The following is a 17596-nucleotide window of genomic DNA, read 5'->3' on the forward strand; positions in this document are numbered from 1 at the left end:
TTAGTAGTTGCTAAAACTTAAGCACTGGTGGTTTCCACCAGTGCTTTTTTATTTTGTAACTGTATCAGCGTTAAGCGAGTAAAAGATCAAATGAAATTTCATAAGTTATATGGGGCATTGATTTTAAGCTGTTCCGTTTGCGTTTTTGGATCCGAATCATCCACAGAGTATCTGGCTGCTGAGTGTGAGAGTAATTGCACTTCACCACAAAAGGAGTGGAAGCAGAAAAATTCGCTTGAAGATGAAAAAATTAAGAATGTTACAGTTATCGCAGGAAGCACTCCAAGTCACTTCACTGACTTAAACTCAGTTTCTCGTTTGGTCTCTCCAACTCAGAAAACTATAGCGCCTACAAGTATCTTAGACTTGTTAACTGAGGTTCCGGGTGTTGCTGAAAATGGTCAAGCAGGATTGTTTCAAGTTTATTCAATCAGAGGGCTATCACGTCATAGGGTATTAACTTATCTATCTGATATTCCTTTAAAAGCAGAGCGTCGAGCCGGGGTTGCAACTTCATTTGTGCACCCACTTCTTTTCGATTATGCCGAGGTTTCTCGTGGGCCAGCTTCGACCTTGTATCAGTCGGGTAGTCTTGGGGGCGTCGTTAAACTATCGCCAGCAACCTTTGATCATAGCTTTTTATCTGTGGACTATCAGACTCAGGGAAACCGTAATAACCAGATTTATGGTACAGGTAGTAACGATTGGTCGGTCGCTGTCGCAAGACAGTTTTCGAATAATACTGAAGATCCAAATGGAAATGAACTCAACAGCGGTTATGAACAGTATTCAGGTAGCTTTATTAAGCAGTGGCGCATAGCCGATGTGGATTATGAATGGATGCTTTTGATGAGCGAAGGTAATGACATAGGTCGCTCCAGTACACAATATCCTGACAGGCTGGTAACCGTTCCGAATGAAGAACATTTACTCAGCCAACTCAGCGCTAGAGGCGATGATTGGCGTGCAACAGTTTATTTTCACCCTAATAGATTAAATACTCTAACCGTGAGACCCGAACAAAGAGTAAATGATGTTACTAATGAATCCAGGGATTATGGTTTTCATTACGAAAATAACTGGTTCGTTAACAAGTTAGAAGGTTTATGGGGTTTAGATGGCTTTAAGCGTAGTGGCATTAATGCTTTCGAGACAGAGCTTTCCTTGGCTGATAACTCAATGACTTCAACTCAAAGCCTCAATGGCGCAACAGAAAGAGAGTTAGCAACATTCGCTACTTTAAACAGCTACTGGGGTGATACTAAATGGCAGTTTGGAACACGCCTGCTAAACAATCGACAAACCAATCCTGGCTTTGCAGCTTCAGAAGATGATGCCATTACTGGTTTTATAGGCTTTTCAATGTCAATAAGCACCAACTGGATATTAACCGCAAACCTGGGTACAGGAGTGCGCTTTGCCACCGTGAGCGAACGATATTTTGTGGGAACCACTGGTCGGGGCGAGGTCATTGGCAATCCTGATCTGGAAACAGAGCGTTCAGTAAGTTCAGACCTGGGAGTTAAATATAGCGATGTGGATAAACAATTTATTCTCAATATTTATAGGCAAAAAGTAAGTGACTATATTGAGAGAGTTGAAGTGTCTCCAGGCGTATTAACATACAACAATTTAAATAATGGTCTGATATATGGTGCAGAACTTGATGCCAACTTTGATTTCAATGAACAGTGGGAATTGGGAATAGGCGGCATGTGGGTTAAGGGACAGGATGATGACAACCAAGAACTTGCTGATATTCCTGCAAATCGTTTTAAAATGCGTGTTCGTTATAATGGAGAAGACTGGTCAATTGATGGAGCTCTACAATATCGTTTCTCAAAAGACCGTTTTAGCTCTGGAGAAAGAGCTACGCCCGCAGCCTGGGTTGGCGAATTAGCATTTAGCAAACAGTTAGGAAATGGGTTAAATCTGTCTTTATTTGTCGATAATTTCCTCGATGAGAAGTATTATTCGTCATCGGATGATATCGCACCTTTGGCGGAAGGACGTAGCTTTGGTGTTAAATTTACAAAAATGTGGTGAATAAATCGTGCCGAAAAGTACAAAAATTGTATTGATGATCAATACAGCGATCATGCTCATAGCCTTATGGTCGCTCTATAGCCTGTATCTGCAGAGCAGCAGTGAAATGCTGATTGCGCTGGCTCATTGGACACTGCTTGGCGGTATGCTGGTGAGTAATCTGATCATTTTATTTAAAGCCAAACCGTTATGGAAATTCATGCGCGCCATGTTATATGTGGTCGCACTGCTGCAGGCCCTTAATTTAATGATTATCGCTAAAGATTTCTTAACCCTGAGCGGCTTCCTGGCAATGGTCTACACCTTGTTGGTGGTGATTTACCTGATTGGATTCCGCGGCTATTTGAATAGTCATGCATTTTTTGAGTGGTTTATGGGTAGCTACGTTAAGCAAGATCAAGAGCAGTCCTGAATTCCTGGTGGGTTACTATAATCGTAACCCGTCAATCCCTCCCTGATTTTATCCATACAAAAACTAATCCAAATTAATCTTTCCGATACTAAATATCCTGCGAACAATCTTGTATCCTATGCCCTGCACGGTATGATGGTTTTAGCCTTGACCCAGGTCAATTCTCTCTTTAAATAAAGGAGGTTATTGATGGAGTTGCTCGATGCCGTGCTGCTAGCGAGAATTCAATTCGCTTTTACCATCACGTTTCACATTATCTTTCCTGGCTTATCCATTGGTTTAGCCGCTTATCTCACTGTTCTTGAAGGCCTTTGGCTAAAAACTGGCAAACCGGTTTACCTCGCTACATTCAAATATTGGCTCAAAATCTTCTCCATCATATTTGGCATGGGTGTCGTGTCAGGCGTGGTTATGAGCTACCAGTTTGGTACTAACTGGAGCGTTTTTTCAGATAAGACGGGACCAGTTTTAGGCCCTTTAATGGGCTATGAAGTTCTGTCTGCTTTTTTCCTCGAAGCAGGTTTTCTTGGGGTTATGCTGTTTGGCATGAACAAAGTTGGTAAGGGGTTGCATTTCTTTGCCACATTGATGGTTTCATTGGGCACGCTGATGTCTGCCTTCTGGATTTTAAGCGTCAACAGTTGGATGCAAACACCGGCCGGTTACGAGATCAATGAAGCTGGTCAGTTTGTGGTGGCTAATTGGTTTGACGTTATTTTCAATCCGTCTTTCCCTTACCGTCTGGCGCACATGACAACGGCTGCATTTTTAAGTACAGCATTTTTAGTTGGCGGTGTTGGTGCCTGGCATCTCTACAAAGCCAGAAAGCAGGGCGAGCGCAATGAGGTTGCACGCCTAATGTTTTCCATGGCGATGTGGATGGCTGCTTTGGTTGCTCCTGTCCAATTAGTAATTGGCGATTTGCATGGCTTAAATACTCTAGAGCATCAGCCTGCGAAAGTGGCGGCGATGGAGGGTAACTATCAAACTCAAAAAGGAGCTCCGCTGTATTTGTTTGGCATGCCTAACAGCGAAACCGAAACGGTAGATTACGCCATCAAAATCCCCAAAGCAGCGAGTTTTATTTTGACACACGATCCGGATGGAAAGCTGGTGGGATTGGATCAATTCCCGAAAGATGAATGGCCGAATGTACCCATTGTATTCTGGAGTTTCCGCATCATGGTCGCCATTGGTATGGGAATGATAGCGATAGGGTTGTGGAGTCTATATTTACGAGCTCGGAAAAAGCTGTACGACACACCCTTACTGTTGCGAGTAGCCATTGTCTTTGCACCATCTGGAATCATTGCTACGGTTGCTGGCTGGTTCGTTACTGAAGTAGGACGCCAACCCTATACCGTTTACGGACTCCTCAAAACCGTTGATTCTGCTTCACCGTTGGATGCACCTGCTGTCGCAGCATCACTGTTGGCATTCATTATCGTTTACCTGATAGTGTTTGGAACTGGTGTCTGGTACACCATGCGATTAATGAGTAAACGACCTTCTCCTGTCATAGAAGTTGATGACGATTCGCAAACGACAGTGTTTTTGTCTAATCGGGTGGCGACGACTTCCGAAGGTAAAATAAAGGAAGGTGACCAATGATTGATTCAATGGGTATAGATTATGCAATGATCTGGGCGGGACTTATTGCCTTTGCCGTGTTGGCTTACATTATTCTTGATGGTTTTGATTTGGGGATAGGCATTCTGTTTCCCTTTATTAAAAACAAAACGGATCAGGAAACCGCCATGAACTCAGTGGCACCGATCTGGGATGGCAACGAAACCTGGCTGGTATTGGGGGGAGGTGGATTATTTGCCGTCTTCCCATTGGCTTATTCAGTCATCATGCCGGCGCTATACATGCCGATCATTCTTATGTTGCTGGGTTTGATTTTCCGCGGTGTAGCTTTTGAGTTCCACTGGCGCACTAAAAACTCACAGGACTGGTGGGATCGTGGCTTCTTCCTTGGCTCGCTGGTGGCGACCTTATGTCAGGGCATCGCGTTGGGTGCATTGGTGCAGGGCATTACCGTTGCCGATCGTGCCTATGCTGGTGGCTGGTGGGATTGGTTGACACCATTTAGTATCACAACCGGCATTGCCTTGGTAGTAGGTTATGTCTTATTAGGTGCCACCTGGCTTAATATGAAAACGACTGACGGCTTGCAAAAACAATCCGTTCAGTTTGCCAAAATTGCCGCCTGGCTGACTTTGTTTTTTATCGGCATTATTAGCTTATGGATGATATTTATCGAGCAACAATATCTGCATCGCTGGTTTGATGCGCCAAATGTTTATTACCTGATGGTAGTTCCGGTTGCCGTGCTCTTCTGTGGTTTTAAATTGCTTTATGGCTTACATAAAAGTCGTGAAGTTAGTCCGTTCCTGTATGCCATAGCTTTATTTGTGCTGAGTTACATTGGCTTATTGATCAGCTTTTATCCCAACCTGGTACCACCGTCTATCAGCATCTGGCAGGCAGCAGCACCAGATGATAGTCTGAAATTCCTGTTGGTCGGAGCCTCTGCCTTATTACCGATTATCATTGGCTATACGTCTTACGCTTATTGGGTGTTCCGCGGAAAAGTTAAGGCGAATGAGGCTTATCACTAATGAGTCAAGAGCCAAGAAGTAACAACAAACCAGGGTGGCAAAAAGCACTTTGGTTTGTTGGTTTGTGGTTGGCTGGTGTGCTCACGCTTGCGGTAATAGGCTACGGTATCAGGCTATTTCTCGCTTAGCGCACTCACAGGAATCTATTATGAATCTGAATCAAGTTACTTTGCCGGTCAATGATATTCCTAAAGCCACAGAGTTCTATCGTCGCCTGGGATTCCTACAAATTGTTGACTCGCCACACTATGCTCGATTTGAGTGCCCGGAGGGGAATTCAACTTTTTCGTTGATGCTGGAGCCAGAGTCCACAGGCTCTGGAGCAACCATTTATTTTGAACATGAAGCTTTGGATGAGTGGGTTGAGGAGCTGATTAGCAAAGGGTTCGAGTTTGAACAGCTGCCAACCGATATGAGTTACTTATGGCGTGAAGCCATTCTGTATGATCCGAGTGGTAATAAAATTAAACTTTACTGGGCGGGGGACAACCGCCTTAATCCTCCTTGGCGAGTGGATATCCAGTAAGGCGATCACTTTTTTAAATGATGGTTAACTGATGAATATCAATAAATTCTAATATTTAAATACCCCTACAAAAGATCTGTGTTAAAATTAATCAAATTCTGGTATAAAACCAGCGCCTCCTAGGGAACTGGGGTCTTTATTGATAACTCATATGAATGCGATTGTGGATAAGTTGCAGTGAGTTAATGATGGGCTTCAGGTCTTTTTACATTCCTAAAGCCTCCGAACCGCATTAATAATAACGCAAAGTGACATTTGGTATGGTGCAGAACACAGCCTCTATTTCATCTGATCTGCTCGCCGAAGCTTTAAAAGCGACGGTGGACGGTATCGTGATATCAGAAGTTAGCGGTGATCAATGCTCCATCATTTTTGTTAATCCCGCCTTTGAATTATTGACTGGCTATACTGCTGATGAAGTGCTTGGTAAAGATTACTGGTCTTATATTCAAGATACTGAAGAGCAGTCAGAAATTGAAGTTCTTCGCCAGGCGGTTTTTAATCAAGAATCATGTCGTGTCACCATTCCAATCCGTAATAAAAAGGGTGAGCCTTTTTGGAGTGAGTTAAGTATTTCCCCAGTGTTCTCTGATGGTGGTCAGTTGACGCACTACATTGCACTGCAAAAAGATGTGACTGAAAGAGTTGAAAAAGAGAAAAGTATTCAAGAAAGACATGAGACTTTGTTGAGCTTAAAGGATGAGTTGCAGGAATTGGCCAGTCGCGACTCATTGACGGGTTTATACAATCGCCGCTACTTTGGACAAGAGCTAAAGCGTTTGTGGGCTGTTCACCAAAGGCTCGAAGCGACCATGGCCGTAGCTTTTATCGATATCGACAGCTTTAAACTTTACAACGACCACTATGGCCACCTTGAAGGTGACAAAGCCCTCAAAGCCGTTGCTGATAAAATTTCTGAGAGTTTTTCTCGTAAAGCGGATCTAGTTGCGCGATTTGGTGGTGAAGAGTTTGTTGTAGTTGCAACGCTGGAAAATGGTGTCGACAGTTTTATTAAGCATCTTGAACGTCTAAGACAATCGATTATCGATCTCAAAATTGAGAACCAATATTCAGCCGTTAGCTCATATCTCACAATCAGTACTGGTGTTTGCTATGGAGTGCCCCCTAAAGACTCTAGTTCTTCCTTGTTTACTCGTGATGCAGATATTGCTATGTACCAAGCGAAGAAGACCGGTCGTAACCGTATTGAAGTGGTCAGTTATGAGCCTGACGAAGAAACGCTCTTAAAGCCAGCATCCTGACTTGCCAATACAGCATGAGCTGATCCAGAATGACCCATGCTCAGACAAATCGAAACCACCATTTATTGTCCCTACTGCGGTGAGCCGCAGACCATTCTCATTGATCCTTCTGTTTTACAGCAGTCATATATCGAAGACTGTCAGGTCTGTTGTCGGCCAATTGAGTTTCAGGTTGAAGTTTCGGTAGATGGTGAAGATGTCAGCGTCATGACGATGACCGATAACGATTAGCTATAATTATTTTGCATAACCAGTATTGAATTCTATGCGTTGCAGTTATCCATGCTAAGGCCTAATCTAACTCCTGTAAATATTATTCAAGGAGTTTGCTATGTTGATTCGTCGAGCTAATGAGCGTGGAAATTTTAACTTTGGCTGGTTGGATACCTCGCACACATTTTCGTTTGGTCATTACTATGATCCAAAGTTTATGGGCTATGAAAGTTTGCGCGTCATCAATGATGACAAGGTTCGTGCCGGTGCAGGTTTTCAGACCCATGGCCATCAGGATATGGAAATTGTGTCCTATGTGCTTGAAGGCGCGTTGGCTCATAAGGACAGTATGGATAATGAAGGAGTGATTCGTCCTGGTGAAGTTCAGCGCATGTCGGCTGGAACAGGTGTGACTCATAGTGAATTTAATCATGATCAGAAGAATACCACTCGTTTCCTGCAGATCTGGTTTTTACCCGCGCAAAAGGGCACCGAGCCAGGTTATGAGCAGAAGGCTTTCAGTGATGATGATAAGCGAGGTCAGTTGAAGCTGGTTGCTTCGCAGCAAGGGCGCGAAGACTCGATCACTATAGGTCAGGACGTCGATATTTATGCAGGGCTGTTTAATGGTGATGAGTCTGCAACCCATCAGTTGCAGGGGCAGCGCAAAGCGTGGTTACATGTTGCTCGAGGCAGCCTGCAAGTTAATGGGCACGAGCTCAACGAGGGCGATGGTGCCGGTTTCGCTGCTGGTGATGTCATCGACATTGTAAACGGCCATAATGCAGAGGTATTAGTCTTTGATATGGCGCCTCTAAGGTAAGCATAAAGATAGGATACCTTTTGACTGAAGTTGTTATTTACTGGAGTGTAGCGGTAATCGCTGTTCTCATCACTGGAATATCCAAATCAGGATTTGCCGGTGGTGCAGGTGCGGTTGCCGTGCCATTATTGTCATTGGTAATGTCCCCTTTGCAGGCTATTGCGTTAATGTTGCCGCTGCTGATCATTATGGATGGATTTAGCGTCAAACTCTGGTGGGGACAATACAATCGAAAATTGCTCATCGCTTTAATTCCAGCCTCCGTTATTGGTGTGGCTGTTGGGTACGCAACCGCTGACCAGTTATCGGAAGACTGGATACGTTTGATACTGGGCGTGATAGCTATAGGGTTTGTGCTTATGCAATTATTGCCAAACAAACAAGGCTCTGAGTCAAATAAACCAAATGCATTTTTCGGTGCAATAGCAGGAGCCAGCGCAGGCTTCACCAGCTTCTTAGCCCATGCAGGCGGGCCACCACTCAATATGTACTTACTTAAACAAAAGTTGCAGCGCTCAGAGTTTCTCGCCACCGCCGTATACTTTTTTGCCGCTATTAACCTGTTTAAACTTTATCCCTACATCGCCCTTGAACAATTCAATAAACAGGTTCTATGGCAGGGCGCATTGTTAATTCCAGTTGCATTGATCGGCGTGGCCCTCGGCAAATGGTTACAAAGCCATTTATCCCAGAAAACCTTCCTCAATATTATTTATGTGTTACTGTTTGGGCTGGGGTGTAAGCTAATTTACTCAGCTTTAAGCGAGCTGCTTTAAAATTTTCACAGCAGGTTGGTGATTATTACTTCACTCGGTAGGGGCAGCCCTATGTGGCTGCCCACTAAATCAAGGATAACTCTTTAAATCATCCTGCGACTTCTCAGGCCCCGGGTCTTCATATTCAGATACCACTTCGTCGCCAGTCATCATTCTGGTTTTATTGGCGAAGTCATAGTAATGCGGTTTTTGCTCAACATAGATCTGTTCATCGAAGTGGAATTTATCGCTGTCAGCAAACAGTCCCACAGGGATGTAATACTTGTCGCTGTCTTTAAGGCGATAGAAGAGGTGAGTGCCGCACACATTACAGAAGCCGCGCTCAGCCCACTCTGAGGAATGATAAATACTGATATGGGCTTCATTTTCAAGAATCAGCCCGTCGCCACCATCAACCGCAAGCAAAGGGCCACCAGACCAGGTGCGGCACATGACACAGTGACAGGCGGCAATGCTTTCGCCCAGATTAGGGGCGCTGATTCCGGTTTTCCCACACAGACATTGGGCAGTTGCATAACTCATAGTGGTAATTTCCTTAAATGTCCTTAAAAATTCCAAGAATATCCATAAAACCTAATGTTTTATAGGCCTTTTTGCTATATCCTATTGCATATATTCATCGGATTCCCCGATAATTTCACATTCAACACCTGAAACAGCCTCTAACCCAGGTTGGCGGGTGTTTTTTGCGACTGAAATTATTAAGTTTTCTGTCGCTTATTACAATTAACTAAACGATTGAGTAATAGCCCATTCGTAGGGGCTATATTCGAAGAGAGAGTAAAATGCCTGTAATTACATTACCTGATGGAAGTAAGCGTGAATTCGACCACGCAGTCTCAGTTTATGACGTTGCAAACGACATAGGTCCCGGATTAGCCAAAGCTGCATTAGCTGGCAAAGTGAATGGTCAAATGGTAGACACCAGTTTTGTCATCGAGAACGATGCGGATTTAGCAATCATCACCGAGCGTGACGAAGATGGTCTGGAAGTGATTCGTCACTCTACGGCTCACTTGTTAGCTCAAGCGGTACAACGCCTATTTGATAACGTTCAGGTAACCATCGGGCCAGTAATCGACAATGGCTTTTACTATGACTTCGCAACTGATAAGCCATTCAGTGAAGATGACCTGCGTGCCATTGAAAAAGAAATGGAGAAGATCTCTAAAGAGAATCTAGAGGTTGAGCGCACAGAAATGGAGCGCGATGAGGCGGTTGCCTTCTTCCGTAACATGGGTGAAGAGTATAAAGCTGAAATCATCGAATCGATTCCACAAAACGAAACGCTATCCTTATATCGTCAAGGTGACTTCATTGATTTGTGTCGTGGCCCACACGTTCCTTCGACTTCAAAACTGAAAGCATTCAAATTGATGAAAGTTGCAGGCGCTTACTGGCGTGGTGACTCCAACAATGCCATGTTGCAACGTATCTACGGTACTGCATGGACTAATAAAAAAGACCTTAAAGCTTACCTGCATCGCCTCGAAGAAGCGGAAAAACGCGATCACCGTAAAATCGGTAAGGCGCTGGATCTATTCCACATCCAGGAAGAGGCTCCGGGCATGATCTTCTGGCATGACAAAGGCTGGACTATTTATAAGACTCTAGAGCAGTACATCCGTGACCGCTTGAAAGAACACGATTATCAGGAAGTCAAAACACCGCAGATGGTAGATCGCTCTCTGTGGGAAAAATCTGGCCACTGGGACAAATTTGGCGACGACATGTTTACGCTGAAATCAGATGAGCGTGACTACGCCATCAAGCCAATGAACTGCCCATGTCACGTACAGATTTTCAACGTCGGCCTGAAAAGTTACCGTGACCTGCCATTACGCATGGCAGAGTTTGGTTCATGCCACCGTAATGAACCATCGGGTGCCTTGCATGGCATCATGCGTCTGCGCAACTTCGTGCAGGACGATGCACACATCTTCTGTACCGAAGACCAGATACAATCAGAAGTATCAAAGTTCATCGAAATGCTATACGACGTTTACGCGGACTTTGGCTTTACTGACGTTATCGTTAAGCTTTCCACTCGTCCAGAACAGCGTGTGGGTTCGGACGAAGTCTGGGACAAAGCAGAGGCCGCATTGGCTGACGCGCTGAACGCTAACAACATTGCATTTGAATACCAGCCAGGTGAGGGCGCCTTCTATGGTCCGAAACTTGAGTTCACGCTAAAAGATTGTCTCGAGCGTCACTGGCAGTGTGGTACTATTCAGGTTGACTTCTCAATGCCGGGTCGTCTGGATGCCGAATATGTGGCGGAAAGCGGCGAACGCGAGACTCCTGTAATGTTGCACCGTGCGATTTTGGGGTCACTTGAACGATTTATCGGTATTTTGATTGAAGAATTCGCTGGAAAATTCCCTGCTTGGCTGGCGCCAACTCAGGCTGTTGTCATGAATATTACCGACAAACAGGCTGATTTTTGCCAAAAAGTGGTCGAATCCCTGAAAAATAAAGGATTTAGAGTGAATTCGGACTTGAGAAATGAGAAGATCGGCTTTAAAATTCGCGAGCAGACTCTAGCACGCGTGCCATTCTTGTTAGTGGTCGGTGATAGAGAAGTCGAAAATAACCATGTTGCAGTCCGTACTCGCGACGGCGAAGATTTGGGCAGCATGAGTATTGAAGCCTTTGCTGAGTTGCTAGAAGCAGAAGTTGCGAAGCGAGCCAGAAAGGCTGACTAGGCACTAATTAAAGAGGAAAATTACCATCAGAAAAGGTGATAAGCGCTCTGACAGACAGCGCATAAATGAAGATATCCGCGTGAAAGAAGTTCGCCTGATAGACGCCACCGGCGAAAATGTCGGTGTAGTAGGAATCAAAGAAGCCCTGGCGCAAGCTACTGAAGCTAGCCTGGACTTAGTGGAAGTTTCGCCAGATGCGAATCCTCCAGTCTGTAAAATTATGGATTTCGGCAAGTTCCTTTTTGAGCAGAAGAAAGCGAAAGCTGCTGCTAAGAAAAAACAAAAAGTAACTCATGTGAAAGAAATCAAGTTTCGCCCAGGGACGGACATAGGAGACTACCAGGTAAAACTACGCAACCTGATACGTTTCCTCGAAGACGGGGACAAGGCGAAAGTAACTGTTCGCTTCCGTGGTCGTGAGATGGCGCACCAAGAACTCGGAATGGAGTTGTTGAAGCGTGTCGAAAAAGATCTGGAAGAATACGGAGCAGTTGAACACCGCCCTTCAATGGAAGGTCGTCAGATGACGATGGTGATTGGCCCCAAAAAGAAGAAGTAAGTAAGAAGAGTCTCGCAAGAGCACTTACATTCTTCATAGGTTGGGCAGCACGGTTTAACCACTGAGCTGTCCGTTTTAGTAACTAGTCATGCGCTCAAACGATTGCACAACTTAAAGCAATGGCCATGACGGGTAACAATGCGAGTATATTACTATGCCAAAGATGAAAACTGACCGCGGTGCATCGAAGCGTTTCAAGAAAACTGCTTCTGGCCGTTACAAGCACAAACAATCACACTTGCGTCACATCCTGACCAAGAAGTCTACTAAGCGTAAGCGTCATTTACGTCACGCTAAATTAGTTGATGCTGCTGACACACGTTCAATCGATCGTATGTTGCCAAACGGTTAAGGTGAGGATTAAGAGATGCCAAGAGTAAAACGTGGTGTGACTGCCCATGCGCGTCACAAGAAAATCTTAAAGCAGGCTAAAGGTTATTATGGTGCACGTAGTCGTGTATTCCGTGTAGCTAAACAAGCTGTTATCAAAGCGGGTCAATATGCATATCGTGACCGTCGTCAGCGTAAACGTCAATTCCGTGCTCTATGGATTGCTCGTATCAATGCTGAAGCTCGTGTACACGGTTTGTCTTATAGCCGTTTTATCAATGGTTTGAAAAAATCAAACATTGAAGTTGATCGTAAAATGCTAGCAGAATTAGCGGTTTTTGATAAAGTAGCATTTGCTGCTTTTGCAGACCAGGCTAAATCTGCCCTTGAAGCTTAATAAGCTGATAACTGTTCTTTAACGAGAAGAGTATTTTAGTCGCCCTCGGGTGACGAGCGATTGAAGTAAAAAGGAAGGGCAGAAATGCTCTTCCTTTTTTTATGCATTTTCAATTAGAGACTTTTTAAGTCACTTATAGACATAGCACTTAACAACGAGAATTCTCATGGTCGATACACAGGGTACGAGTCAACAGGACTCCAGTTTACAAGAGATTATTTCGCAGGCTGAACAAGAGATTTCAGCGGTTCAGAGCATACCTGAGCTAGAGCAGGTCAAAGCCCGCTTCGTCGGCAAAAAAGGCCTCATCACAGCACAGATGCAACAAATGGCAAAACTTCCACCAGAAGAGAAGCCGAAGTTTGGTGCCCGTGTCAACGAAGCTAAAAAAGAAGTGTTCGCCATTATAGAAGCGAAGCACAAAGCGATTAAAGACGCTGAGATTGCTAAGAAATTAGCCAGCGAAACGATTGATGTGACCCTGCCTGGTCGCAATATTCAGGATGGTGGTGTCCATCCGGTTAATCGCACCCTACACAGAATTGAATCCTATTTTGCGCAAATGGGCTTCTCGGTTGAAGAAGGCCCTGAAGTAGAAGATAACTTCCATAACTTCACCGCGCTCAATATTCCAGAGCATCACCCAGCGCGTGCCATGCACGATACCTTCTATATTGATGCCGAGCGTTTGTTGCGTACTCATACCTCGCCAGTACAGATTCGTGTGATGGAAGAGCAAAAGCCCCCATTCAGAATCATCGCACCTGGCCGTGTGTACCGTTGTGATTCTGACCTGACGCATACCCCAATGTTCCATCAGGTTGAAGGCTTGTTAGTAGACGAAAGCACCACGTTCGTGGATTTAAAAGGTATTTTAGACGAATTTCTGAAGCACTTCTTCGAGAAAGATTTGGCTGTTAGATTCCGTCCTTCCTATTTCCCATTCACCGAACCATCGGCGGAAGTGGATATCCAGTGTGTGATGTGTAATGGCGATGGTTGTCGAGTTTGTAGCCACACTGGCTGGCTGGAAATTTTAGGTTGCGGCATGGTCCATCCAAAAGTATTGGAAGCCGTGGGTATTGATAGCGAAAAGTACACTGGCTTTGCATTTGGTATGGGCGTAGAGCGTCTGACCATGTTGCGTTATGGCGTGAATGACTTACGTCTGTTCTTCGAAAACGATTTGAACTTCTTAAAACAATTCAACTAATAGGTTTAGAGCATGAAATTCAGTGAAAAGTGGTTAAGAGAGTGGGTAAACCCTGAAATTTCTACTCAACAGCTAGTAGAAAAACTAACAATGGCTGGCCTGGAAGTTGATGGTTTTGAATACCTGGGCAATAAATTCTCAGGCGTTGTGGTTGGTGAAATTTTGGAAGCCGAGCAGCATCCCGATGCGGACAAGCTTCGCGTTTGTAAAGTCTCAGTGGGTTCAGCCAGCGACGAAGACCTGCAGATTATCTGTGGTGCACCAAATGCACGTGCCGGCATTAAAGTAGCCGTTGCCATGATTGGTGCCGTGTTACCGGGCGACTTTAAAATCAAGAAAGCTAAATTACGTGGCGTTGCCTCTCATGGCATGCTGTGCTCATCGACCGAACTTGAAATCGGCGAAGATGGCGACGGCATTCTTGAGCTTGATAGCCAGGCGCCATTAGGTCAGGACCTGAAAGATTATTTCGATCTTAATGACCATGTCATTGAAGTGGACCTGACGCCTAACCGTGGCGACTGTCTTGGCATTCGCGGTATTGCCCGTGAAGTGGGCGTTCTCACGCAAACCGCCGTTACCGAACACAAACCACAGGCTTTAACGCCTGAAATCAGTGATGTGATTCCGGTAAAACTTTCTGCGCCACAGGCCTGCCCACGCTACCTGGGCCGCATCATCAAAGGCATCAACCCTGAAGCGAAAACTCCGGACTGGATGGTTAAATACATCGAGCGCTCTGGCGTTCGTTCGATTGATCCGGTGGTTGACGTGACAAACTATGTATTGCTGGAACTAGGTCATCCGATGCACGCATTTGATCTGAAACAGATTGAAGGCGGCATCGACGTTCGTATGGCAAAGCAGGGCGAAAAGCTGACTCTGCTAGACGGTCAGGAAGTTGAACTGACCGACGATACCTTATTAATTGCTGACCACAAGAAGCCATTAGCAATTGCTGGTGTGATGGGTGGCGAACACTCAGGTATCAACACCGAAACGGATAATATCTTCCTCGAAAGCGCCTATTTCGACCCGATCGCGATTGCTGGTCGTGCGCGCCAGTACGGCCTGCACACCGACGCTTCGCATCGTTATGAGCGTGGGGTGGACTTTGAATTGCAGCGCACCGCTATGGAGCGCGCTACCGAGCTTCTACTTGAAATCGTTGGCGGTCAGCCAGGCGATATCATCGAAGCCGTTGATCATGACGCCATGCCAACCAAGCGCCACCTGCGTCTGCGTCGCCAGCGCATTGAGCGTGTAGTTGGCTTCCCATTCGCCGATGACCAGGTTGAAGATATCTTGACCCGCCTTGGCCTGAAGCTAACCGCTAATGCCGACGGTTGGGATGTTCTGGTACCAAGCTTCCGCTTCGATATCGACAACGAAGAAAGTCTGATTGAAGAACTGGTCCGCGTCTATGGCTACAACAAATTACCAAGCCGCAAGCCACAGGCTGAAATGGCCATGTTCGACCAGCCGGAAAACCGCGTCTGGAAAAACGACATGCGCGACGTACTGGTCAAGCGTGGTTATCAGGAAGTGGTAACCTATAGCTTCGTTGAACCAGAATTCCAGTTAAAGCTACACCCAGGCATTGAGCCATTGCCGTTGATAAATCCAATCTCCAGCGAAATGGCTGTTATGCGTACCAACTTATTACCAGGTCTGGTCAATACCGCTAAATTCAACATCAATCGCCAGCAGAACCGCATCCGCATCTTCGAACTGGGATTGCGTTTCATCAACTCAGGCGACACCTTGCAGCAGATCCCAACCATTGCCGGTCTGGTCTGTGGCTTACGTCAGAAAGAAAGCTGGAATACTGATGGTGAGAAAGTCGATTTCTACGACCTGAAAGGCGACGTTGAAGCTCTATTGCAAGCCACTAGCAAGACATACAGCTTCGAAACCCTGCACATGGACATCCTCCATCCGGGGCAGGCCGCAGAGATTATCGTAGACGGTCATGCGGTGGGTTATATCGGTAAAATCCACCCGCAGGTACAGCAGGAAATCGACCTTGATATGGATGCTTATGTGTTCCAGATGGACCTTGCGCCGCTTTCAGAGCGTAAACTGCCTGAATTTACCCCATTATCCAAGTTCCCATCGATTCGACGCGATCTTGCGCTAGTTGTCGAAGATTCTGTGAAAGCGGGCGAATTACTTGATTTTATTGTAAAAAATGGTGGGAATTTACTGACAGATGCCCATATTTTTGATATATACAAGGGTGAGCACTTGGAACCAGGCAAGAAAAGTATTGCATTGGCCATGACACTCCGTCATCCGGACAAGACGCTAGAAGACGCAGAAATCAATGCTGTGGTCGATAAAGTCGTGTCTGGACTTGCTGAGCAATATGGAGCGGCGTTAAGAAACTAACCGCTGCAACTGGAATCAAAGGGGATATATTATGGCACTGACAAAAGCTGATATGGCGGAACGTTTGTACGAAGAGCTAGGGCTTAACAAGCGTGAGTCTAAGGAAATCGTAGAAGCGTTTTTCGAGCAGATCCGTGATGCCCTAGAAGATGGATATAACGTCAAACTTTCCGGCTTCGGAAACTTTGAACTCAGGGACAAGGCACAACGGCCTGGACGTAACCCTAAAACCGGAGAAGAAGTTCCAATCAGCGCGCGACGCGTAGTGACCTTCAAGCCTGGACAAAAATTAAGAGGAAAAGTCGCCGACTATGTTGGAACCGAGCAACAATAATGAATTGCCGGCTATTCCCGGCAAACGCTACTTTACTATTGGGGAAGTAAGCGACCTTTGCGCAGTAAAACCACACGTTCTTAGATACTGGGAACAAGAGTTCGACCAACTGGACCCAGTGCGTCGTGGTAATCGTCGCTACTATCAACGCGACGACGTCCTAATCGTTCGCCAGATCCGTTCATTACTGTATGAACACGGTTATACGATTGGCGGAGCAAGACAATGCCTGAGCGAAAGCAACGGCGAAGAAGCTCCAGTCAACAAGGCGCAAATCGATGAGTTAATCGAAGAACTCGAAAAGCTCAAGCAATTCTTAGCCGCTTAATCCCAGCTAAGAATAAGCAACAACAAATCATTGCAATATCAGGAAAATGCGGTACTATTGGCACCGCATTTTTTATTGCCAAATGAAAATGCTAGTCGGAGCGTGGCGCAGCTTGGTAGCGCACTTGCATGGGGTGCAAGGGGTCGGAGGTTCAAATCCTCTCGCTCCGACCAATTCATAACCAGAATTCAGCCAGTTTAGATTAAATAGTAATCAAAACTGACCGGTTATGAAAAATAACAGAAAAAACAGCGATTTTTTTGCTAAAAAGGCTTCCATAAGGAAACTTCATACGGTATTATTTCGCGCAATTCGGAGAGGTGGCAGAGCGGCTGAATGCACCGGTCTTGAAAACCGGCGTGGGTTTGTAGCCCACCGTGGGTTCAAATCCCACCCTCTCCGCCATATCTTAAAAAGACGCTAACAAGCGTCTTTTTTTATGCCTGAAATTCTTCTTTCAAACAATATCTTCATTAATAGAAACGGCTCTTTTTAATGCAAACTTGCATTGCTGTTAAAGTTGAACGAAGTCACATTAAAAGCTAGTATTCAAACAGGCTACATTTGTTACACAATTCTAATAAGACGATATTTGGTACTAATAAATCTTAATTGAATGCTTGCTAATTGATAGGTAGGAATAATGAACAAAAGAAA

General features: G+C 45.3%; 19 protein-coding genes and 2 tRNA genes. 20 read left to right on the top strand and 1 reads right to left on the bottom strand.

All coding sequences use genetic code 11. From position 1 onward, the window contains the following. The first annotated feature begins 90 nt into the window (after positions 1-90). From B158_RS0106235 to B158_RS0106280, 10 genes are all read left to right on the top strand, one after another. On the top strand, positions 91-2046 hold the full coding sequence (locus B158_RS0106235) for a TonB-dependent receptor (protein ID WP_018624507.1): 1956 nt from the start codon (positions 91-93) through the stop codon (positions 2044-2046). 7 nt (positions 2047-2053) lie between these two features. Beyond that, positions 2054-2458 (top strand): hypothetical protein, encoded by a 405-nt coding sequence (locus tag B158_RS0106240; RefSeq protein WP_228127072.1) that lies wholly within the window; start codon positions 2054-2056, stop codon positions 2456-2458. 186 nt (positions 2459-2644) lie between these two features. Beyond that, positions 2645-4069: a cytochrome ubiquinol oxidase subunit I gene (locus tag B158_RS12930; protein WP_083911911.1), complete on the top strand. Its 1425-nt coding sequence runs from the start codon at positions 2645-2647 to the stop codon at positions 4067-4069. Next, complete coding sequence (cydB, locus tag B158_RS0106250; RefSeq protein ID WP_018624510.1) at positions 4066-5082, top strand: cytochrome d ubiquinol oxidase subunit II; 1017 nt, start codon at positions 4066-4068, stop codon at positions 5080-5082. The genes B158_RS12930 and cydB overlap by 4 nt, the downstream gene beginning before the upstream one ends. Next, the gene (locus B158_RS13315) at positions 5082-5210 is read left to right on the top strand and encodes a DUF2474 family protein (RefSeq protein WP_018624511.1); all 129 of its coding nucleotides are present in this window, start codon (positions 5082-5084) and stop codon (positions 5208-5210) included. Before cydB ends, B158_RS13315 begins: the two co-directional genes overlap by 1 nt. Positions 5211-5230: 20 nt before the next feature. Continuing rightward, positions 5231-5608: a VOC family protein gene (locus tag B158_RS0106260; protein WP_018624512.1), complete on the top strand. Its 378-nt coding sequence runs from the start codon at positions 5231-5233 to the stop codon at positions 5606-5608. A gap of 260 nt (positions 5609-5868) precedes the next feature. Continuing rightward, positions 5869-6870, top strand: coding sequence for a diguanylate cyclase (locus tag B158_RS0106265; RefSeq protein ID WP_018624513.1), 1002 nt, complete (start codon positions 5869-5871; stop codon positions 6868-6870). Positions 6871-6906: 36 nt separating this feature from the next. Then, positions 6907-7101, top strand: a complete 195-nt coding sequence (locus B158_RS0106270) for a CPXCG motif-containing cysteine-rich protein (RefSeq protein ID WP_018624514.1) — start codon at positions 6907-6909, stop codon at positions 7099-7101. A gap of 100 nt (positions 7102-7201) precedes the next feature. Next, entirely contained in the window at positions 7202-7906 is a 705-nt protein-coding gene (locus B158_RS0106275; protein WP_018624515.1) for a pirin family protein, read from the top strand. Between the two features lie 20 nt (positions 7907-7926). Next, positions 7927-8682 (top strand): sulfite exporter TauE/SafE family protein, encoded by a 756-nt coding sequence (locus tag B158_RS0106280; RefSeq protein WP_018624516.1) that lies wholly within the window; start codon positions 7927-7929, stop codon positions 8680-8682. Between the two features lie 69 nt (positions 8683-8751). On the opposite strand, the gene B158_RS0106285 is transcribed toward B158_RS0106280, so the two are convergent. Continuing rightward, positions 8752-9204 (bottom strand): GFA family protein, encoded by a 453-nt coding sequence (locus B158_RS0106285; protein ID WP_018624517.1) that lies wholly within the window; start codon positions 9202-9204, stop codon positions 8752-8754. Between the two features lie 263 nt (positions 9205-9467). Here B158_RS0106285 and thrS point away from each other — a divergent pair, with 263 nt between their 5' ends. The 10 genes from thrS to B158_RS0106335 all read left to right on the top strand — a co-directional run bounded on the left by thrS (position 9468) and on the right by B158_RS0106335 (position 17344). Continuing rightward, positions 9468-11387 (top strand): threonine--tRNA ligase, encoded by a 1920-nt coding sequence (gene thrS, locus B158_RS0106290; RefSeq protein WP_018624518.1) that lies wholly within the window; start codon positions 9468-9470, stop codon positions 11385-11387. Between the two features lie 25 nt (positions 11388-11412). Further along, the gene (infC, locus tag B158_RS0106295; protein WP_026309277.1) at positions 11413-11946 is read left to right on the top strand and encodes a translation initiation factor IF-3; all 534 of its coding nucleotides are present in this window, start codon (positions 11413-11415) and stop codon (positions 11944-11946) included. A gap of 154 nt (positions 11947-12100) precedes the next feature. After that, entirely contained in the window at positions 12101-12298 is a 198-nt protein-coding gene (gene rpmI, locus B158_RS0106300) for a 50S ribosomal protein L35 (protein ID WP_015780731.1), read from the top strand. Between the two features lie 15 nt (positions 12299-12313). Then, on the top strand, positions 12314-12673 hold the full coding sequence (gene rplT, locus B158_RS0106305) for a 50S ribosomal protein L20 (protein ID WP_018624520.1): 360 nt from the start codon (positions 12314-12316) through the stop codon (positions 12671-12673). A 166-nt stretch (positions 12674-12839) separates the two neighbouring features. Continuing rightward, positions 12840-13886 (top strand): phenylalanine--tRNA ligase subunit alpha, encoded by a 1047-nt coding sequence (gene pheS, locus B158_RS0106310; RefSeq protein ID WP_018624521.1) that lies wholly within the window; start codon positions 12840-12842, stop codon positions 13884-13886. Between the two features lie 12 nt (positions 13887-13898). Then, a complete protein-coding gene (gene pheT, locus B158_RS0106315; RefSeq protein ID WP_018624522.1) occupies positions 13899-16277 on the top strand; it encodes a phenylalanine--tRNA ligase subunit beta in 2379 nt (792 codons plus the stop codon). Positions 16278-16308: 31 nt separating this feature from the next. After that, positions 16309-16611, top strand: a complete 303-nt coding sequence (locus B158_RS0106320; protein WP_015780727.1) for an integration host factor subunit alpha — start codon at positions 16309-16311, stop codon at positions 16609-16611. Then, positions 16589-16939 (top strand): MerR family transcriptional regulator, encoded by a 351-nt coding sequence (locus tag B158_RS0106325; RefSeq protein ID WP_015780726.1) that lies wholly within the window; start codon positions 16589-16591, stop codon positions 16937-16939. Before B158_RS0106320 ends, B158_RS0106325 begins: the two co-directional genes overlap by 23 nt. A 96-nt stretch (positions 16940-17035) precedes the next feature. Further along, a tRNA-Pro gene (locus B158_RS0106330) sits at positions 17036-17112 on the top strand. A 141-nt stretch (positions 17113-17253) separates the two neighbouring features. Continuing rightward, positions 17254-17344: transfer RNA gene (locus B158_RS0106335), tRNA-Ser, on the top strand. Positions 17345-17596 lie beyond the last annotated feature (252 nt).

The organism is Kangiella aquimarina DSM 16071 (assembly GCF_000374105.1).
Lineage (GTDB): Bacteria > Pseudomonadota > Gammaproteobacteria > Enterobacterales > Kangiellaceae > Kangiella > Kangiella aquimarina.